The 20,854-nt window shown below is 71.9% G+C and carries 10 protein-coding genes; 6 read left to right on the forward strand and 4 right to left on the reverse strand.

The genetic code is table 11. From position 1 onward, the window contains the following. The coding region (locus ACIRL2_RS36385) for a carboxyl transferase domain-containing protein (RefSeq protein ID WP_402238054.1) at nt 1-510 on the forward strand (510 nt) is incomplete at its 5' end. A 204-nt stretch (nt 511-714) separates the two neighbouring features. Then, a complete protein-coding gene (locus tag ACIRL2_RS36390; protein WP_395864884.1) occupies nt 715-1,023 on the forward strand; it encodes a hypothetical protein in 309 nt (102 codons plus the stop codon). 102 nt (nt 1,024-1,125) lie between these two features. Here the strand turns inward: ACIRL2_RS36390 and ACIRL2_RS36395 are convergent, their stop codons facing one another. The 3 genes from ACIRL2_RS36395 to ACIRL2_RS36405 all read right to left on the reverse strand — a co-directional run bounded on the left by ACIRL2_RS36395 (nt 1,126) and on the right by ACIRL2_RS36405 (nt 5,634). Then, nucleotides 1,126-2,004, reverse strand: a complete 879-nt coding sequence (locus tag ACIRL2_RS36395) for an SDR family NAD(P)-dependent oxidoreductase (RefSeq protein WP_402238057.1) — start codon at nt 2,002-2,004, stop codon at nt 1,126-1,128. A 52-nt stretch (nt 2,005-2,056) separates the two neighbouring features. Beyond that, a complete protein-coding gene (locus ACIRL2_RS36400) occupies nt 2,057-2,848 on the reverse strand; it encodes a thioesterase II family protein (protein ID WP_395864880.1) in 792 nt (263 codons plus the stop codon). A gap of 308 nt (nt 2,849-3,156) precedes the next feature. Further along, on the reverse strand, nt 3,157-5,634 hold the full coding sequence (locus ACIRL2_RS36405; protein ID WP_402238060.1) for an efflux RND transporter permease subunit: 2,478 nt from the start codon (nt 5,632-5,634) through the stop codon (nt 3,157-3,159). Nucleotides 5,635-6,125: 491 nt separating this feature from the next. On the opposite strand from ACIRL2_RS36405, the gene ACIRL2_RS36410 reads away from it, so the two are divergent. The 4 genes from ACIRL2_RS36410 to ACIRL2_RS36425 are packed head-to-tail and all read left to right on the forward strand — an operon-like array spanning nt 6,126 to nt 19,850. Then, the gene (locus tag ACIRL2_RS36410) at nt 6,126-7,220 is read left to right on the forward strand and encodes an SDR family oxidoreductase (RefSeq protein ID WP_395864876.1); all 1,095 of its coding nucleotides are present in this window, start codon (nt 6,126-6,128) and stop codon (nt 7,218-7,220) included. A gap of 57 nt (nt 7,221-7,277) precedes the next feature. Next, a complete protein-coding gene (locus ACIRL2_RS36415) occupies nt 7,278-8,864 on the forward strand; it encodes a PfaD family polyunsaturated fatty acid/polyketide biosynthesis protein (RefSeq protein ID WP_395864875.1) in 1,587 nt (528 codons plus the stop codon). A 22-nt stretch (nt 8,865-8,886) separates the two neighbouring features. Beyond that, a complete protein-coding gene (locus ACIRL2_RS36420) occupies nt 8,887-15,639 on the forward strand; it encodes an SDR family NAD(P)-dependent oxidoreductase (protein ID WP_402238063.1) in 6,753 nt (2,250 codons plus the stop codon). A 5-nt stretch (nt 15,640-15,644) separates the two neighbouring features. Next, nucleotides 15,645-19,850 carry a beta-ketoacyl synthase N-terminal-like domain-containing protein gene (locus ACIRL2_RS36425; protein ID WP_402238066.1) on the forward strand — a complete coding sequence of 1,402 codons (4,206 nt, stop codon included), beginning with the start codon at nt 15,645-15,647 and terminating at the stop codon, nt 19,848-19,850. Between the two features lie 334 nt (nt 19,851-20,184). Here ACIRL2_RS36425 and ACIRL2_RS36430 read toward each other — a convergent pair whose 3' ends face one another. Then, nucleotides 20,185-20,793, reverse strand: a complete 609-nt coding sequence (locus ACIRL2_RS36430; RefSeq protein ID WP_395864869.1) for a hypothetical protein — start codon at nt 20,791-20,793, stop codon at nt 20,185-20,187. Nucleotides 20,794-20,854: the final 61 nt, after the last annotated feature.

Here is a 20,854-nt window from a genome sequence, read left to right on the forward strand (position 1 = left end):
ATCGTGTTCTGCGTGATCTCGCGCTACCACGGCGGCGCGTTCGTGGTCTTCTCCAAGGCACTCAACCCGAACATGACCGTCCTGGCCCTGGAGGGGTCCTTCGCCTCGGTCCTCGGTGGTGCGCCCGCGGCGGCGGTGGTGTTCTCCGGCGAGGTCAACCGCCGTACGGCGGCCGATTCGCGTGTGCGCGACCTGGAGGCCCTCGTCGCGGCGGCCTGTGGTGCCGAGCGCGCCGGGTTGATCGCGGAACTCGACGAACTGCGCTCGTCGGTGCGGGCGCAAAAACTCGGCGAGGTGGCCGCGGAGTTCGACCGGGTGCATGACATTCGGCGTGCGGTCGAGGTCGGTTCCGTCGACGCGGTCATCCGAGCCGCGGAGTTGCGCCCGCGGATCATCGAGGCGATCGAGTCCCGCCTGCACCCGACCGACGAGCGCCGTGCGGAAGCGGCCCAGGGCGAACAGCGGGGGTCCCTGCGCGAGGCGCCCGCGCCGGAGTCGACCCGCCTCTGACCCCTGAATGCAGCAGCGCGGCCTGCGTCCGTACGAGTGGTTCCGAAAATCCGGCGCAGGGGTGGTGAGCAGCGGCGATGCCCGAAAAGCCGTGAATCCGGCGGCGTTTCGGGTGTCGGCTGTGCACCTCGGCCCCCGGATCTGCGTTCAGGATGAATCCGACCACCTCGGCCGAGGTGGTGCTTTCCAAGGCAAGGGGTTTTCATGCGCAGGCTCACTCGCGCTTCCGTCACGGCCGTCGCGGCCGTGCTCCTGGCGGGTGCCGCGTCCGCCGCACCGGCGTTCGCCCTGGACGGCGTCGCCGACCGGCCGGCGTCGGCCCCGCAGCCGGGCGGTCACGGCTCCGGTGACGGCGACTCCGGCGGCGGTGGCGGCGGTGGCGGCATCTTCGGTGGTTGGGGCTACGGCCACGGCGACGCCCACGGCGGCGGCGGTGGCGGCGGCTGGGGCCCGTGGGGCGGCGGTGGCGGCGGTGGCGAAGGTGGCGGCGGCGGTTGGGGCGGCCTGCGGTAACCACCGCCACCCCGCTACCGCGGATGACATCGGCCTGCTCGATCCGATCGGATCGAGCAGGCCGATGTTGTTGCGGCGTTCGTCACGGCGACGTGGTGTTCGCTACGACAGTGTGCCCGCGGTGTCCTTCGGCGCCTGACGTGCGACCTTCGCCGTAGCGCGTTCGATCGAGGCGTGCACGACCGGTTCGAACGCGGAACCCAGCAACCGGGTGCCGAGGTCCATCACCTTCGCGTCGAGGCCGATGCACACGCGGGAGCGGCCCTTGCGGACGCTGGTCAGGATCACCCGTGCGGCCTCCTGCGCCGAGGTCTTGGACAACGAGTCGTGGATCGCCGCGACCTCGGCCCGGTCGGTTCCCTCCGCCGCACGCGAGTTGCGCACGATGGCGGTCTTGATCCCGCCCGGGTAGGCGGTGGTCACCCCGATCTCGGCGCCCTCGCGGCGGAGTTCGTTGCGCAGCGATTCGGAGAACCCCCGGACGGCGTACTTGGTCGCCGAGTAGGCGCTACGCCTCGGCATGCCGAACAACCCGAACGAGGAGGACACGTTGACCACGTGGGCGCCGCGCTCCGGGGCGGCACGGCGAAGGTGCGGGAGGAACGACTTCGTACCGTGGACCACGCCCCAGAAGTTGACGCCCATGATCCACTCGAAGTCGGCCCACTCCATCTCGTCGACGCTCGCGGTCAACGCCACACCGGCGTTGTTGACCACCAGGTTGACCTGGCCGAAGCGCTCCGCCGTGGTGTCCGCCCAGCCCTGTACCATCGCACGCCGAGCCACGTCGACCACGTCGGCGTACACCTCCTTCGCGCCCAGGTGCCGGGCCTGTTCCGCGGTCTCGTCCAAGCCGTCCGCGTCGACGTCGGAGAGGGCCAACAGCGCGCCCTGTCGGGCGAGGGCGAGCGCGAGAGCCCGGCCGATCCCCGAAGCGGCTCCCGTCACCGTGCACACGCGTCCTGCGTAGTCCCGAATCACGGGCTCACTCCAAAACTGGAAGACATTCGGATGACGGTCGGCGTTCCCGGAATCAGGAGAAGGCGCCGACGGTGGTGCGCAGGTCGGCGGAGAGGTCGGTGAGCAGACTCGGCAATGCCTCGTGCACGTACAGGTGTCCACCGGGATAGGTGCGCAACCGCATGGGCAACGTGGTCTGCTCCTGCCAATTCGACAGGGATTCCACGGCGACCAGCGTGTCGCCCCGAGCGCCGAATACACTCATCGCACAATCCAGCGGCGCCTCGTGCACGTATTGGTGCTGGAGGGCCAGCAGGAGATCGGCCATCATCGGCGGACCGAAAGCAGTCATCGCGCCCTGGTCCCGAAACACCTCGGGGGGAAGCAGGTCGGTCAGACCCAATTGGCGCCAGGGTTGGTCCGACACCAGGATCGGTCGGCACGCCCGCGCGAACGCACCGCCCTGGGGCGGGGGTACGGCGGACAGGGCCAGCAGCGACGGCATGGCGTGGCCGCATCGGCGCAGCTCACGCACGGTGTCGAAGGCGATCATCGCGCCGATGCTGTGGCCGAAGAAGACGTAGGGACGGCCGTCGTCGGTATCCAGGACGAGTTCCGCGACCATCGCGCACAGTTGCGCCGGATCGGTGAGCGAGACCTCGCCCGCCCGTGCGCCGCGTCCCGGAAGTCGTACCGCGGTCAGTTCGACCGAGTCCGGCAGGTATTCGACCCACGGCGCGAACATCATCGCGTCCGCACCCGCGTAGGGGATGGCGAACAGCCTTACCGGGGCCTGCGGCCGGGGTGTGAAGGTGACGAGGTCGGGGCGTGGTGAAGTGCTGAGCGGACGGCAGATGGATTCCACAGGCGATTCTCGATTCGTCTCGCGCGAAAAGGCGGCGGGATCGGGTGCGCTCGGCGAAAGCCGGCTGATCGCGGAAACTCTATGCCCCCGCGGGAGTTGGGCCGGAAACACGATCCGCCGAACGGGGTAATGGAGTCGACGCTATCGACAAATGACCGGAACGGCCTTTCGAATGAGTCGACTTGCAGAACAGATTCGGATCGCGGTCACCACCGGGGCCCGGGTCGAGCACGGATGGGAATTGAACTCCGCTTCATGGTCGAGTCTTTGCCATGCCATGGCACGGTGGTGTCGATCCCGCGACCGGGTCAGGGTGTCTGTTGGTCAGGGCCTTCGCTTGCCGAGTCCGCGGTCTGGCCGACCAGCTCCGGGCAGGCCTCGGCGCGTGCGTCGGGCAGCTTGGCGCCGATCTCGCGGGGGCGACGCCGGGGGAGCGTGGGCGCCCACCAGTTGGCTCGGCCGGTCAGGCGCATCAGTGCGGGGACCAGGATGCCGCGCACGACGGTGGCGTCCACGACGACGGCGACCGCGAGGCCGACGCCGACGGTCTTGAGCAGCGTGACGTTGGACATGGTCAGCGCGACCATGGTGGCGGCGACGATCAGGGCCGCGGCGGTGAACAGGCGGCCCGTGTGCTCGATCCCGAAGACGATCGAACGGGTGTTGTCCCCGGTGCGCACGAACTCCTCCTTGATCCGGGCGAGGAGGAATACCTCGTAGTCCACGGAGATCCCGAAGGCGACGGCCAGGGTCAGCAACGGCATGGTGGTCTCCAGCGATCCGTTGGTGCTGAAGTCACCAACCAGCCACCGCAGATGACCGTCCTGGAAGACGTAGACGATGGCGCCCAGGCTCGCGGTGATGCTCAACAGCCCCATCAGGACCGCCTTGATCGGCACCAGGACGCTGCGGGTGAACAGGAAGAGCATGACCAGGGTGCCGATCAGCATGATGCCCGCGCCGTAGGGGAGGGCCTCCCGCAGGGTGTGCTTGGTGTCGGTCAACTCCGCGGCCTTGCCCGCGACCAGGTGGGGTTGCGGCGCCGGCAGGGTCCGCAGCGTGTGCACGAGCGCGACCGTCTCCGGCGCCTGACTGTCGGCGGTACTGACCACCCGCAGCACACTGCCGATGACGACGGGGGGAGCCGGCGCCGGCGGCTCGACCGGGCGTACCACGACCCGCGTTTGGTCGTCAGGGGCCGGTACGTCGGCCGCCGGTGTCGACGGCGAGGGCGACTCCGGTACGTCGATCACCGGCGCCGAAGGCGACGGCGACTGTGGTCCGTTGCTCGCCGGGGGCGACTGTGGTCCCGGGACGGGCAGGCCGGCACGGTAGTCGCCGGTGTCGGCGAGTACGTGCGCGACATGGGGCAACGCGGACAACCGCCGGGCGTAGGCGTCGATCGCCGGGCCGTCGGTCGCCGCGTTCGCCCGGGGCAGCACCACCGGGATGATGCGCTCGGGCGGGTCGGCGAAGTCCGTGCGCAACAGGTTGGCCGTGGCGTGGGGTTCGGAGCGGGTCGGCAGGATCGTCTCGTCGACGGTGGTGAACCGCGCGTGCAGGAAGGGCAGGGCCAGGACCAGGAGCAGTACCGCGGCGGCGCCGCCGCACAGGATCGGGCGGGCGGTGGCGACGGTCGCGATCCGACGCCAGAGCGGACTGCCGCCGCCCACGCGCCCGGACCCGCGCCGGAACCGGCGGAACGGGTCCAGCCGGTCCAGGCGCGGCCCCAACACGGCCAGCAGTGCGGGCAGTACGAGCAGCGAGGTCAGCGCCGAGATGATCACGACCAGGATCGACGCCCACGCCAACGAGCGCAGCAGTTCCAGCGGGAAGACGAACAGCGCGGACAGGCACAGGGCCACCGTCGCCGCGGAGAACAGCACGGCACGTCCGGCGGTGGCCATGCTGCGGGTGATGGCCCGGCGTGAATCGGCGCCCCGGGAGAGCTCTTCGCGATATCGGGTGACGATGAACAGGGCGTAGTCGACGGACAGCGCGAAGCCCAGGGCGGCGCAGATGTTGATCGCGAACACGGTGATCGGCATCACCAGGGTCAACGTGGCCAGCACGGCCAGGGCGCCGGCCACCGAGACCGCGCCGACGGCGAGCGGGATCGCCGCCGCGGTGAGCGACCCGAAGGCCAGCAGCAGGATGATCATGGTCAGCGGCGCCGCGAGCAATTCCCCGCGTTTGAGGTCGCGTTCGGACTCGTCGGTGGCCTGCGCGTTCAGCCAGGCGGGCCCGGTGGCGCTGACCCGCAGACCGTCGCCGGCGGCCTTGCGGGCGGCCGGGACCAGGGAGCGCGAGGTGGCCACGTGGTCGCGTTCGCTGCCGGTGAGGTCGACGCGGATCAGGGCGCCGTGTCCGTCCCGGGAGCGCAACAGGGTCGAGCCGGTGCTCCAGTAGGACTGGGCCTCGCGCACGCCGGGCCGTCCCGCGACCGTGGCGGTGAGCTGGCGGCCCGTCTCGGCGACCGCGGCGTCGTCGACGGGTGTGTCGGCGCGGACGTAGAGCACCAGGTCGGCGGCCTTCGCCCCGTAGCGGGCGGCGACGCGCTCGGCCTCGGCCGCCTGGGTGCCCGTCGCGGTGAACCCGCCGTTGGACCAGCGGTCCCTGGCCCCGGCGACCACCGTGGCGGCCAACACCAGGACGATCATCGCGCCCACCAGGAGCCAGCGACGATGCCGAACACACCACCCCGCGAGGCGGTTCAGCGCGCCGCCGGGCGGGCGCTCGTGCGACACCTCGTGCTCGGGGGGCGGGACCGGGATTGTGTCGAGCATTGCATGTCCTCCCATGGCGACGTTGCCTGCGCGGTGGGTGGCGTCGCCCGTGAACCGAGATCAGGTGGAGACGCGGCGGGCCCCGAACGGCCGGCGCCCGGGGCCGGCGGCCATCGACGAGGGGTATTTCGTTGCCGGCGGTCCGCCGCACACACGGGGATGTCCGGGGAATCACTGCTCGCGCCGGAAGCGAGGTTACCCCGCCGCGGACCGGCAGGTCGCGATTGCGGACATCGACCACGCCGATCCCGGAATTCGGACGAAGATAATCCGACAGTCGCACCGAGATTCGAGCGAATACGCGTACGAATATGTGCCGGTTTCGTCCGTTTGGGTCATTCGCCGACCCGACGACGCGTCCGCAGACAATTGGTCCATCATGATGAATCCGACTCGATCGCCTGTTAGCGGAGCTTTCCGGTCCCGTGTCCGTGCATAGAATCGACCCGCAATACCGGTCATCGGGTCCCATCGAGAAGAGGCACACGATCTTGCGGGTTACATTGACTGGTGGCACCGGTTTCCTCGGTCTGCGACTCATTCGTGAACTTGTGAACCGGAATTGTTCCGTCACCCTGCTGTCGCGTCGCGGCGATGTAAGTGCGATCGACCGAGCCTCCCAGGCTTTCGGTCGACTGGCGGAGCCGTCGGCTTTCATCGACAAGTTTCGTCGGCGCGCCGACGAAATCGAGATCGACATCGCGCAACCGTTGTTCGGCCTCCCGGACGACACGGTGGAAAAGCTCGTCCGGCGGACCGACATGTTCCTTCACAGCGCCGGCAACATCGACCTCAACACGGGCGCCCGTGCGATCCGGCCCGTCAATGTGAACGGGACGCAAAATTTCCTCGACATCGCGTCCAGGAGTCCCTACGGCGCGCCGTTTTGTCATGTCAGCACCGCTTTCGTGGCCGGTGCGCGACGATCCGGAACGGTGTACGAGGCCGACCTCGTCGACACGTACGGCTTCGAGAACGAATACGAGCGGTCCAAGTGCGACGCCGAAGCCCTCGTGCACCGCTGGTCCGGTGAGAAGGGAATCCCGGCGCTGATCATGCGCCCCAGCATTCTCCTCACCGACCGCCCGCCGGTGCCGGGTCTGCCGGCCCACCCCTTTCAGACCATCAGCGCACTGCTGCGCGCGTCGACCATCGAAAGGGGCATCGCCGGTCTTTCGATTCCGCGAGGTCTGCGGCCGGTCATCCACATGGTGGGACGGGTCGACGCCCAGCTCAACTGCCTCCCGGTGGAGGACGCCGCGAACGCCATGGTCGGCATCGCCGCGGAATACCGTTCGACGACCGTCGAGACCCATCACATCGTGCATCCGGAGTACGTGGCGGCCACGACGCTCATCGAGCTCTTCGAGAAGTTCGCGCCGATCCGTATCGTGCTGAAAACCGCGCTGCCCGAGCGGCTCTCCCCGGCCGAACAGCGCTTTCACAGCTACGCCGGATTCTCCGCGTACTTTCGCCACACGCGCGTCTTCGACGACCGCAACGCGCGCCGTGTCCTGGGCGCGCCCTGTTCCCGGACGCCCGTCGACATGGCCTACCTCCTGGCCGGAACGCACGGGATTCTATGACGGTCGACGACCCCGAAATCCGGCCAACTTTCCGAAAGGCCACAGGAGAAACCGTTCATGACCATCGGACTGCAGGCATCACCCCGTCGTGAATTGCCGGACCCCACCGCCGACGGTCTCCTGGCCGTGCTCCGCCAACCGCGGAGCGCGGCCACGATCGTTCGGCGCCGGTCCGACTCCGCGACCGTAGCCGTGCCCGGTGACGCGCCGGTCGAAGGCTGCGAAGTCGTCGGCACACTCCCTCCGTTGTACCCCGAATGGCTGGGCGACAGATCCTTCACCGCCGATCACGGCGTGCGATTCCCCTATGTGGCCGGTGAGATGGCCCAGGGGATCGCGGGCGTCGCCATGGTCAAGGCCATGGCCCGAGCGGACCTGTTGGGGATCTTCGGCGCAGCCGGCCTGCCGATCGACGCGGTCCGGCGGGCCATCGAGGAACTGCGGCGGGACCTGCCCGAACACGCCTCGTGGGGCGTGAACATCATCCACAACCCGCACTCGCCCGCCTGGGAGAACGAGGTGGCCGCCCTCGCCATCCGACACGGCGTGCGGTGCGTTTCGGTGTCCGCCTTCAGCGAGGTCACCCGAGCCCTCGTGCACTGTTGCGCCGCGGGCCTGCGCGCGCGGGCCGACGGCCGGGTGGAGCGGCCCCGGATGATGATGGCCAAGGTCTCGCGTCCCGAGGTCGCCGAACAGTTCCTCGCCCCCGCGCCGCCGGCCCTGCTGCAAGAGCTGGTCGCCGAGGGGCTCCTGACCGCGGACGAGGCCGCCCTCGCGGCCCACGTGCCGATGGTCGACGACCTCACCGTGGAATCCGACAGCGGCGGGCACACCGACGGCAGGCCGCTGTCCACCGCCCTCCCGCAGATCCTCGCCCTACGCGACGCGGTCGCCCACCGGCACGGCATCGCGCCGCGCACCAGGATCGGCGCGGCCGGCGGCCTGGGCACCCCACACGCCGTCGCCGCCGCGTTCGCCATGGGCGCCGCGTACGTGGTGACCGGATCGGTCAACCAGCTCAGTCTGGAGGCCGACACCTCCGACCGGGCCCGGGCGATGCTCCAGGCCGCGGACACCATGGACGTGGCCATGGCGCCGTCGGCCGACATGTTCGAGCTCGGGGCGAAGGTCCAAGTCCTCAGTCGAGGCACGATGTTCGCGGCCCGGGCCGCGAAACTGGCGCAGCTCTACCGCGATCACGAATCACTGGAGGAGATTCCCCCGGCCCAGATCGCCCGCCTGGAGCGGGAGATGTTCCGGCAGCCGCTGGCCGACGTCTGGGCGCAGACCGAGGAGTTCTGGCGCGCCAGGGAGCCCGCGCAGGCCGACCGGGCGGCCGTGGACGCCAAGCACCGCATGGCGCTGGTGTTCCGCTGGTACCTGGGTATGTCCAGCACCTGGGCGACCACCGGAACCGCCGACCGCAGCGTGGACTACCAGATCTGGTGCGGCCCCGCGGTCGGCGCGTTCAACGACTGGCGCAAGGACGGCTTCCTCGCCGACCCCGCGAACCTGTCCGTGGTGCAGATCGCCCGCAACCTGATGGAGGGCGCGACGGTCCTGACCCGCGCGCACCAGCTGCGCAGCCACGGCGTCGACCTGCCGGCCCAGGCGTTCACCTTCCCCGCCCATGAACTGCTCTGATCCGTCCACTGCAAGGAGCCCCGTGCCCGAGAGTTCCCGCCCCTCGCAGCCGCCCATCGCCGTCATCGGTCTGAGCACCCTGGTGCCCGGCTCCGCGGACGTCGCCGGGTTCTGGCGCGACCTGGTTCACGCCCGCGACCTCATCCGAGACGTGCCGGAAACCCACTGGCTCGTGAGCGATCACTACTCGAGCGACCCCACCGCCCCCGACAAGACGTACGGCAAGCGCGGGGCGTTCATGTCGCCGGTGGCGTTCGACCCGCTGGCCTTCGGCACTCCGCCGTCGACCATCGACGCCACCGACACCGCGCAACTGCTCAGCCTGATCGCGGCCGAACGCGTTCTGCGCGACGCCTGCGGTGAGCAGGGGCCGTCCGAGACGCTGCGCGAACGCACCGGCATCATCCTCGGCGCCAGTCCCACCGAACTGGCCTTCCGCATGTCGTTCCGGTCCCAACGGCCCACCTGGCGCCGGGTCATGCTGGCCGGTGGCGTCGACGAGCACAAGGCCGACGAGTTGTGCGACGCGATCTCGGCCTCGTATCCCGTATGGAAGGAAAGCTCCTTCCCGGGCATGCTCACCAACGTCATCGCCGGACGCGTCGCCCGCCACTTCGACCTGCACGGCAGCAATTACACCACCGACGCGGCCTGCGCCAGCTCGCTCTCGGCGATGAGCGCCGCCATCGACGAACTCACGCTCGGCCGCGCCGACATGATGATCACCGGTGGCGTGGACCCGCTGTGTGACGCGTTCGGGTTCACCTGCTTCAGCAAGACCCCGGCGCTGTCCCCGTCGGGCGAGTGCCGGCCCTTCTCCGCCGAGGCCGACGGCACCCTCCTGGGCGAGGCCGTGGCCATGGTCATGCTCAAGCGGCTGGCGGACGCCGAGCGCGACGGCGACCGCGTCTACGCGGTGATCCGCGGCGTCGGAACCTCCTCCGACGGACGCGGATCCTCGATCTACGCCCCCGCCGTCGCCGGTCAGGTCCGCGCGTTGCACCGGGCCTACGCCAGTGCGGGCTACAGCCCCGCGACGGTGGAACTGATCGAGGCGCACGGCACCGGCACCAAGGCCGGCGACACCGCCGAAGTCACGGCCCTGCAAGAGGTGTTCGGCACCGGTGACCCGGCCGACATCGCGCGCTGCGCACTCGGATCGGTCAAGTCGCAGATCGGCCACACCCGTACGGCCGCGGGCGCGGTCGGACTGGCCAAGGCCGCCCTCGCGCTGCACCACAAGATCCTGCCGCCCACGCTCAAGGCGGACCGGGCCGACCCGGCCCTGGAACTGGAAAAGGGTCCCTTCTACCTGAGCACCCGGACCCGACCCTGGATCCGGGGCAGCGAACACCCGCGCCGGGCCTCGGTCTCCAGCTTCGGGTTCGGCGGGACCAACTTTCACGTCACGCTCGAGGAGCATCGCACCGAAGAGTCCGCCCCGGCGGTCGACGCGTACACCCGCACCGCTCCGAGCGAACTGGTCCTTTTGGGCGCCGAGTCCGGTCCCGCGCTGGTCGCGGCGCTGGACGCGCTGACCGCGGACACCGCGCCGTTGCACGACCTGGCACGTCGTACCCAACTCGCCTTCGAGGCCGCGGCGAAACACCGGCTATGCCTGGTCGCGCGCGACGAGGACGAGCTTCGGGCCCAGGCATCCGACGCCCGACGCCGGATCTCGGCGGAACCGCAGAGCGGGTTCCACACGCCCGCCGGCATGCGCTACGCGTGCGGCGCCGCCTCGACCGACAAGATCGCGCTGCTGTTCCCGGGACAGGGCAGCCAGTACCCCGACATGGGGATCGACGTCGTGCTGCATCAACCGCGCGCGCTCGCCGCGTGGGACGCGGTGGCCGACTTCGCGATCGACGGACGCCCCCTGCACCGCAGCGTCTTCCCGCCGCCGGTGGCGGACCAGGCGGCCGAGCGCGAGCACGCCGAGCGGCTCAAGGCCACCGAGTGCGCGCAACCCGCGCTCGCCGCACACGCGTTGATGATCCAGGAGATCCTGGGCGCGGTCGGCTTCGTGCCGGACTGCGTGGCGGGCCACAGCTTCGGCGAACTCTCGGCCCTGCACGCGGCCGGTGTCTACGACGACGCCACGCTGATGTCCCTGGCCCGCGCCCGCGGCGAACTCCTGCGCGACGCGAGCAAGGTCTCCGGCGCGATGCTCGCGGTCACCGCCTCCAGCAAGGAAGCGGACGACCTGGTGCGCGGCATCCGCAGGGCCTGGGTCGCCAATTACAACTCCCCGACGCAGCACGTGATCTCGGGCGCCGAGTCCGCGATCGCCAAGGTGGAGCAACGCGCCCTGGAGCAGCAACTGCCCACCCAGCGGCTCGCGGTCTCGTGCGCCTTCCACAGTCCGCTGCTGCAGTCCGCGACCTCCGGGTGGCGGCCCACCCTGGAACAACACGATTTCACGGCGCCTCGACTGCCGGTCTACGGCAACGCCGACGCCAAGCCGTATCCGGACACGGCGCCCGAGATCCGCACCGTGCTGCGCGATCACGTCACCTCCTCCGTGCGCTTCGCCGAAATGATCCTGGCCATGCACGATGACGGCGTCCGCACGTTCGTCGAGGCCGGGCCGGGAACCGTACTCACCGGCCTGGTCGGTCGGATCCTCGCGGACCGTCCGCACGTCGCGCTGAGCGCGGACCAGACCCGGGGATCCGGACTCACCGCACTGCACCGCGTCCTGGGCGCGCTGGCCGTCGCCGGACGCCCCCTGGACTTCGCCCCGCTGTGGGCTGCGTTCACCTCGAGCACTCCTTCGCCATCGTCAACAAGGACGGGTATGACCATCCCCATCTCCGGTCCCAACCCCGATGTGGGTCACCGCGAGAAGACCCCTGCCGCGCCCGCCGTACGCGAGTCGGCCGCCGGGTTCAGGCAGGCCGGCCCGCCGACGACCCCGACCGCGCCGGTCGCCGCGGTGCACCAAGCGCCGCCGCCGACGCCCGCGGCCGTCACCCAGGCACCACCGCCCGCCCTCGTCCAGGCCGCGCTTCCGCCCGCGGCCGTGGCACCGTACGCCGCGCCCGAGCCGGTGACGCAGTACCCCGCGCCCGCTCCGGTGGCGCAATACGCCCCGACGGCTCCGGTGGCGCAGTACGCCGCGCCCGCCCCGGTGGCGCCGGCCGCACCGGTGCCCGCGCCCGTTCCCGTGCCCGCGCAGCAGACGCCCGCCGTGCCGGTGCGGACCTACGAGGCACCGGTCGCGGAGGCGACGACGCACGACGTCACCTCGTCCGGGTCCACCTGGTCGCCGGTGACCTCGTCCGGTGCCTGGCTGCACGCCTTCCTCGAGGTACAACGGCAGGCGAGCGACGCGCACAGCGCGTACCAGAGCACCACTTCGGCCAGTCACGCCTCCTACCTCGACCTGGCCAGGACCTCGCTGGACGGCCTGATGGCCTGGCAGCCCGGTGCCGAGCCCCGTGCCGTGGCGGCTCCGGCGCCCGCTCCGGCGCCCGCGCTCATGCCCGCGCCCGCCCCGCTCGCACCGGCCCCGCAGGCGTTGGAGGCCCGGCCGCACACCCCCCGGGAGATCAGCCCCGCGCCCGCCGCGGTGACGCAGTACCCGCCGACCCCGGTCACCCAGGCTCGGCCGCCCGTGCCGGCGGCCCAGGTCGCCCCGGCCCAGCCCCGGCCCCCGGCGCAACCGGCCGCCGTGCACGCGGCGCCCGCGCTCCGGCAGATCCCGGCGCCGACCGCCGCCCCCGCCCCCGCCCTCACCTCCGCCCCGGCCCCGGCTCCGGTCGCGGCGCCCGCGGCCCCCGCCCAGGAGAGCGGCGCGGACGTGGCGCTGGCGATCGTGGCGGAACTGACGGGTTATCCGGTGGAGATGCTCACGCCGGACATGGACCTCGAGGTCGACCTGGGTGTCGACTCGATCAAGCGGGTGCAGATCCTGACCCGGTTGCGGGACCACTTCCCGGACGAGGCGAACGTCGACCCGGCGGACCTGGCCCGGCTGCGTACGATCGCCGCCATCGCCGACAAGATCACCTCGCTCCGGGCACCGAACGGCGCGACCCCGCAGACCCGGGCGCTCGCCTCCGTCCCGGCCCCGGCCCTGGCCCCGCTTCCGGAATCGGCCTCGGCTCCGGCCCAGGAGAGCGGCGCGGACGTGGCGCTGGCGATCGTGGCGGAACTGACGGGTTATCCGGTGGAGATGCTCACGCCGGACATGGACCTCGAGGTCGACCTGGGTGTCGACTCGATCAAGCGGGTGCAGATCCTGACCCGGTTGCGGGACCACTTCCCGGACGAGGCGAACGTCGACCCGGCGGACCTGGCCCGGCTGCGTACGATCGCCGCCATCGCCGACAAGATCACCTCCCTCCGGGCGCCCGACGTCGCGACCCCGCAGACCCCGGCCCCGGTCGCGCCCGCCGCGCCGGCCGCCCGCGCGCAGGAGCAGATCCCCGCACAGGCCAAGCACGCCGCGCCCCAGCTCACGGTCCTGCGCACCGGCACCACCCTGGTACCCACCGAGGCCGCGAACGGCGGCCCCCTCAAGGGCCTGCGCGAACAACCGCTGTTGATCACCGACGACGGCACCGGCGTCGCCGAATGCCTGGCGGAGACGCTGCGCCGCGAGGGCATCAAGGTCTCCGTCACCGACCGGGTGACCGAGGACTCCACCGCCGTGATCGTCCTCGCCGGCCTGCGCGAGATCGACCCGGAGCAGGACCCGGACGCACCCACCCGCGAGGTCTTCACGACCCTGCACACCATCGCCGAGGCCATGGAGCGCCGAGGCGGCGTCCTGGTCGTCGTCCAGGACACCGGCGGCGCGTTCGGCACCTCCGGCATCCGCGGTCGCGAGGGCTGCGCCGGCATCGCCGCGCTGGCCCGGACCGCCGCGAACGAATGGGCGCACGCCTCGATCAAGACGATCGACATCGAGCGGGCCGCCCGCGCGCCCCAGGACCTCGCCCAGGCCATCGCCACCGAGCTCCTGCACGGCGACGACACCACCGACGTCGCGCTGACCGCCGACGGCTCGCGCGCGCTGCTCCGCGGCACCACCGAGACCCTCGGCACACCGCGCCCGCTCGACCTCGGACCGGACCCGGTGATCGTGGTCACCGGCGGAGCCCGCGGCATCACCGCGTCCTGCCTGATCGCCCTGGCCGGCGCCCACCGGCCCAAGTTCCTGCTCCTGGGCCGGACCCGCCCCGTCGACGAGGACGACGAACTGCGCGGCGCCGCGGACGAGACCGCCATCCGCAAGGTGCTGAGCAACCGTCGCGACGAGAACACCGGCGCCACCCCGACCCTGGCCGAACTCGCCGTCGCCTCCGGCCGGGTGCTCGCCTCCCGCGAGATCCGCACCACCCTGGACCTGCTGGCCGTCGCCGGAGCGGAGACCCGCTACGTCACCGCCGACGCGACCGACCGCGAGCGGGTCTTCGAGGCACTGGCCGAGGTACGCCGGGACTGGGGCCCGATCACGGGCATCATCCACGCCGCCGGTGTCATCGCCGACAGCAACATCTCGGACAAGACCCAGGCCCAGTTCACCTCCGTCTACGACACCAAGGTGCGCGGATTCCGCACCCTCCTGGAGCTGACCGACAACGACCCGGTGCGCCTGGTGTGCGCCTTCTCCTCGGTCAGCGCGCGACTGGGTACCGCCGGGCAGAGCGACTACGCGGCGGCCAACCAGGCCATGGAGCAGATCACCGCGACCGAGGCGGCCCACCGCCCGGAGTGCACCGTGCGAGCCGTGGCCTGGGGCCCCTGGGCCGCCGGCATGGTTTCCCCCGCGCACGCCGAGCACTTCCGTCGGCTCGGCGTCCCGCTCCTGGAAGAGAGCGCGGGCGTCCAGGCGTTCATGACCGAACTCGAGCAGTCCGGTCCGGCCTGCGTCTCGATCGCCGCCGGCGCGGCCGGTCCCGCCGTCGGGACCGACCACGGCGGCGTCACCGAGATTCTGGTCGGCGCCGACACCCACCCCTACCTGGTCGACCACAGCATCGCGGGACGCCCCGTGGTGCCGGTGGCCCTGGTGCTGGAATGGTTCGCCCGCGCCGCGCGTACGGCCCTGCCCGACCAGGATTCCGTACTGGTCCGTGACCTGCGCGTGCTGCGCGCCGTCGCACTGGACAAGTTCGGTGTGGAGGAGACTCGGCTGCGGGTGCACGCGCGCCCCGACGCCACCCAGCCGGACGCCCCGCTGCGCCTGGAACTCAAGAGTGCCGACGGCGCCCTGCACTACGCGGCCCTCGCGGGTCCGGGCGAGGTCGCGACGTTGACCGCCCCGGCCGCGGAGCCCGTCGACGAGAGCTTCGAGGTACACCCGGGCAGCGCCGTCTACGACGGGGCCATGCTCTTCCACGGACCGCTCTTCCACGCCATCACCACGATCAACGGGCTGAGTTCCGCCGGGGCGACCTGCGATCTCGTCGGGCTGCGGCAGCTCGGCTGGGCGCACGACGCCTGGCAGACCGACCCGCTCGTCCTGGACGGCGCGCTCCAGGCGGCCTGCCTGTGGGTGTTGTCCTCGGCCAGCGTGCAGTCCCTGCCGATGGGCGTTCGTGAGGTACGCGTGTTGTCGACGGGCGCCGTGGACACCCCGGTCAAGTGCACCGTCCACAGCGTCATGCAGGGCACCGACAACGCGATCTGCGACATCTGGCTCACCACCGAGCACGAGGGCGCGGAGCGGGTCCTGGGCGTGCTCGCCGGCGTGGAGATGGTCTACCGCCCGGACCTGTCCAGCCCGCAGCGAACCGCGGCGTTGATCTCGACGGACGCGTGAGGGGCATGAACTTTCCCGCCATCGCCATCGTGGGACGCGGCTGCGTTCTGCCCGGAGCCAACGATCCCGCCGAACTGTGGGACACCGTGGTCTCCGGCGCGGTACGACTGACCCCGTTCTCCATCGGGCGCTCGAAGGCCGGACCCGATTGGAGCGGGGCCGACCCCGCGAGCACCGTGTTCGGCCATGTCACCGGGTTCGAGGAACGCTTCGACCCGAACGGCCTGGCCATCGACGCCGAACAGGTCATGGGCCTGGATCCGACCGTCCGCTGGGTCATGCACGCGACCCGGCAGGCACTCGCCGAGGTCGGCCGACTCGGCCTGCAGCCACGCGCCGGCCTGGTCCTGGGCAACATCTCGTGCCCGACCACGTCGATGACCGCCTACGCCGAGGACGTCTGGCTGCGCTCGCAGCCGGCCGAGGTCCGGGCCGGGTGGCCCCGGCACGACCGGCACGCGCCGATCCCGGCGAGCCGATTCTGCTTCGGGCTTCCGGCGCAACTGGTGGCCCGGGCGTTCGAGCTGCGCGCGGGCGCGGTGGTCCTGGAAGCGGCCTGCGCGTCGGTGCTGTACGCGATCGAACTCGCCTGCCGGAAGCTCTCCTTCCGGCAGGCGGACCTGATGGTCGCCGGGGCGCTCAACGGCGGCGCGCCCGAGATCATCAGCCACGGCATGGGTCGGCTGGGGGCACTGAGCCCCAGCGGACGCTCCCGGCCCTTCCACCGGGACGCCGACGGTCTGGTCCCCGCGGAGGGGACCGCCATGGTCGCCCTCATGCGGTTGGAGGACGCCCTGGCCGCGGACGTGCCCGTCCTGGGCGTGATCCGCGGCATCGGGGCGACCAACGACGGCGGCCGGGGCGGCATGCTCGTCCCGGACGGCGGCCGGCAACAACGCGCGATGAGCCTGGCCTACCAGGCCGCGGGCATCGATCCCAAGACGGTGTCCCTGCTGGAGTGCCACGCCACCGGCACCGCGGTCGGCGACACCGTGGAGGCGGGCTGCGCGGCCCGGATCTTCGCCGAACGCACGGACCTGCCGGTCGGTTCGGTCAAGGGCAACCTCGGCCATCCACTCACCGCCGCGTCGGGCGCCGCGCTGCTCAAGGTGCTGGGCGCGATGGAACACGGCACGCTGCCGCCCACCGTCGGTGCCGACGAGGCCATCGACGCCATGCGTGGCACACCGTTGCGCCCGTTGGCCCGGCCGGAGGAGTGGCGGGGTCTTCGGCGCGCCGCGGTGAGCGGATTCGGCTTCGGCGGTGTCAACGCCCACCTGGTCGTGGACGCCTGGAACACCGCCGACCGGGCGTCGGTCTCCTTCCCCGGCGTGGCCGTGCCCGGCCCCGCCGCGCGCCGCCGGCACCAGGTGGCGGTCGTCGGCCTCGGCGCCCGCGTCGGTGACGGCGACACCACGGGCGACTTCGTCGACGCCCTGCTGGCGGGCGAGCCCAGGCTGCGACCGCCGCGTACGGTCGAACTGCGCGTGGACGGCCTGCGCATGCCGCCCAACGACATGCTCCAGACCTCCGGCGAACACCTGTTGGTGCTGGAGGCCGCCCGTGACGCCGCCCGCGCGCTGGAACTGCCCGAGGAGCGCACCATGGTGCTCGTCGGCGTGGGCGCGGCGACCGTGCACGCCGAGTTCTCGGTCTGGCACAACCGCACCACCCTGGAGGCCCGCCGGTCGGCGGCGGCCGAGGCGTCCTCCGAGGACCGCGTCGCCGACCCGTTGAACTGCCCGCCGTGGTCGCTCGGGGGCCTGGGCAACATCGCCGCCAACCGGATCAGCGCGCAGCTTCGGCTGACCGACCACAGCGTCGCGGTCTGCGCCGAGGAGGCATCCGGGATCCGGGCGCTCGACATGGCGGTCGACGCGATCGGCAGTGGGGCGAGCGACGCGGCACTCGTGGGCGCGGTCGACCTCGCCTCCACGGTGGTCCACCGCGCGGTCGTCCGTGACCTCGGACTCCCCGGAGCCGAGGGAAACGCGGCCGTGGTGCTGGCCCTGAAGCGACTCGATCACGCGCGCCGGGACGGCGACCCCGTCCTCGCCGTGATCGAACCGCAGGACCGGGACCGGGACCGGGACCGGGACTCGGCCGAGGGAGCGGCGGCGTCGGACGCCGTCGATCTGGTGGTCGGCGACCTCGAATCGGCGCCCGCGCAGTCGGACCGATCGGACCGGTTGGATCCGTCCGGCCTGTTCGGTCGCCCGCACTGCGCCGCCGGCCTCCTGAGTGTGGCCTGTGCGACCGTGGCCCTGTACCACCGCAGCGTGCCCACCCTGGGTGGCGTGGCAGTGCCACGGCCGGAGTTGACCCGGGCGAAGGTGAGCGTCGCCGCGCTCGGGGCGCCGCCGGCCGAACTGGTCCTGAACGCGGGGGACACGGCGCCGGCCGAGACCGGTTTCGCGACACTGGGCCGGAGGGCCGAAGGGGAGACGCCCGCCCGGCGTCTGTCCAGCATCGCGTTCTTCGACCTCAGGACCGTGCTCCGGCTCCAGGAGGCGCGCCCGGCGCGCGAGCTCGTGGCGCTTCCGGCGGCCCGCGCGGTGCCGGCGGTCGAGATCGGTGCCGGTGCACAGGCGCCGGCCCGGACTTCGGCCGCGGTCCCGGTCCCGGTCCCGGCTACGGCAATGGCCCCGGCCATGGCCGCGGCCCCGCCGCCTCCGCCGACGCCGAGCCACGTGTCGGTCGAGGAAAGCCTGGTACCGGCCGCGCTCAGCGCCCACCAGCGGCTCGTGGGCAGATCCCATCTGCAGTTCCTGAACGCTCGGCACGAGAACCACCTGCTGTTCCTGGAGATGCAGCAGCGGGCGGCCCGAGCGCTGCTCGAGGTCGCTAGCGCGTTCCGGGATCCGCATCCGTCGGAGGCGGTGGTACCCGTACCGCATGTGCCGCAGGCGGGCGCACCCGTACCGCATCCGGTGGGATCGGCGGAGCCGGTGCCTCCGGTCGCCGCGATCGCCCCGGTGCGGCCGGCCGAACCGGCCGCCGAAGTCGCCGCGATCGCCGAGGCCGCCGCGCCGATGCCGACGCCGCAACGCGGCCCGGCCGAGCGCGAGTTCGTGGTCAGCCCCGACGACGATCCGTGGGTGCTGGACCACTGCCCCACCTGGACGTTGCCGGTGCTGCCGATGATGTGCACGGTGGACCACCTCTTCCAGGCGGCGAGCACGCACACCGGTCTCCAGGCGACCGGCCTGCGGGAACTGCGCCTCCAGCGCTGGATCCCGGTGGTGAGCCCCACCCGTCTGGCCACCAGGGTCGAGCCGATCGCGGGTCGGGACCGGGACGTACACGTCAGCCTGCTGATGTGGCGGCCGGCCCGGAACGAGGCGCTGTCCCGGTTCGAACTCGTGGCCGAGGCGACGATCACCTTCGACCGGCCCGAAACGCCGGCTCCGCTGCCGCCGCTCACCGATGCCCAGCGCGCGGAACTGCCGTATCTGACCAATCGGCTGCCGCACGGCCCGGCGTTCCAGTACCTCACCGAGGTCGGCTACGGCAGCGGTGGCGCGGTGGGCATCCTGGACGCGCGACGCGGTTCCGTCCCCGGGACGTTCACGCATCCCGGGCTGCTCGACGCGGCGACGCACATCATCGCCGATCGGGTGTTCTGGTTGCCCTATCCCCAGGTCGGGCCGAACGTGGTGCCCTATCCACACGGCCTGGTCCGGATGGACCTGTTCGCCCCGTTCCCCACGGAGGGGCAACTGCGCGTGGAGGCCCGTCCGGCCGGAGCCGAGGGCGATCTGCTCTTCGTCGACTTCCAGGTGTTGGCGGGGGATCGGCTGTGCGCCGCGTTCCGCAACGTCAGCATGGTCTCGCCGCCGAGTGTGCTGGAACTGCAATCCGGCGCGGATCGGCGGGCCTTCCTCCTGGAGCGCCGCTACGCCCCGGCGATGAGCATGTCCCAGGTCGTCGGGGGCGCCAGCCGGCTGGACCGGGCGGTACTGGAGCAGGCCGACTGGCCGACCGGCGGGCTGGCCTACGTCTACGGCCTGCCTGCCGGGGCCCCGGCCCGACTGCACGCGGAGGAGGTCGCGATGCGTGAGCACGTGGCCCGCGCGCACGGCGAACACCCGGCCCGGGTGGTCGTCGACGTACCGAACCAGGTGGCGTGGATGGCCGACCAACCGGACCGGAAGCACCGACTCCTGGTGCACTCGGACAACGAGACGGTCACGGTCGAGAACCGGCCGTAGCCCGCGCCCGCGCGCGGTCGAGGCCCACCGGTGGGCGGGATTCCTTCGGGGTCCCGCCCACCGGCGTGTGCTCGACGTGCGAGTCCCGACGGCAGTCGACTCGGGTCCGAGGCCCCGGCCGCGCTCCGCGCGATGAACCGCGGCCAGGCCCTGTCCGGCGAATCCTGGTGGGTCCGCGCCGCCTGGCACCGCGCCTCGCCGCACCGGAGAAACAGCCGAATGGAAACCACTATGCGGCTGCTTCTCCGGCACGCCGATGCACGGCATCCGCCCTTCGGGCTCCTCGCTGCGCTCACGACGCGGCCCGATCCACCAAGATCCGCCGGACAGGGGCCTAGGACATCGCGTCGCGCAGCGCGGCGACGATCGTTTCGGGTGGGTGGATTGCGGCGGCGGCGTGTTCGGCCGCGTCGAGGACGTCGGCGAACCGGTCGGGTTCCGCGCGGCCCAGCACCTCGCGCAGCCATGGGACGAGGCGGTCGGCGTCGGTCGGAACCTCGGGCAGCACGAGGCCGGGTACAGAGTTGGCGGGCCGTACCACCGGAGGGTGCCGCTCGTCGCGCTGCGGCTTGCGCGCGGTGGGACGTGTGCCGCGAAGGAGGCGTCGCAGGCCGGGGGACAACGCGACCGGCTCGGCGGGCCGCGCGGGTTCCGGGTCCCGAGGGGGCGCGGCGTCCGGTTCGGGAGCGTGCCAGGCGGACAGGTCCGGGGCTCGGCGTTCGCTGCCCCAGCGGCCCACCGGCAAGCGGACCTTGTGCGGATGCACGCACACCCCCACACCCGACTCGGCGTCGATGCGGCGTCCCTCGCCCGGGCGCCACGGCCACGCCGGGTCCGGCCGGTCGGCCACGTCGAACTCGCCGGGAGCGAAGCGCAGCGACGGGCAGTACCCGCACACCTCCCCTTCGATCCACGGCGGCAGGACCGGCTCGTGCGAGGACATGACGGCAGCGTAGTGACCCGGGCCCGGACGCGGGTCCGAAGGGTGCCGATCATGCGCCCCG

Origin of the sequence: Embleya sp. NPDC127516, assembly GCF_044765325.1 — a bacterium.
Taxonomy (GTDB): Bacteria; Actinomycetota; Actinomycetes; order Streptomycetales; family Streptomycetaceae; genus Embleya.

Coding starts and splice junctions, on each gene's coding strand:
- ACIRL2_RS36405 (WP_402238060.1), bottom strand. CDS start 5,634: ATGCTCGACACAATCCCGGTCCCGCCCCCCGAGCACGAGGTGTCGCAC.
- ACIRL2_RS36390 (WP_395864884.1), top strand. CDS start 715: ATGCGCAGGCTCACTCGCGCTTCCGTCACGGCCGTCGCGGCCGTGCTC.
- ACIRL2_RS36430 (WP_395864869.1), bottom strand. CDS start 20,793: ATGTCCTCGCACGAGCCGGTCCTGCCGCCGTGGATCGAAGGGGAGGTG.
- ACIRL2_RS36415 (WP_395864875.1), top strand. CDS start 7,278: ATGACCATCGGACTGCAGGCATCACCCCGTCGTGAATTGCCGGACCCC.
- ACIRL2_RS36425 (WP_402238066.1), top strand. CDS start 15,645: ATGAACTTTCCCGCCATCGCCATCGTGGGACGCGGCTGCGTTCTGCCC.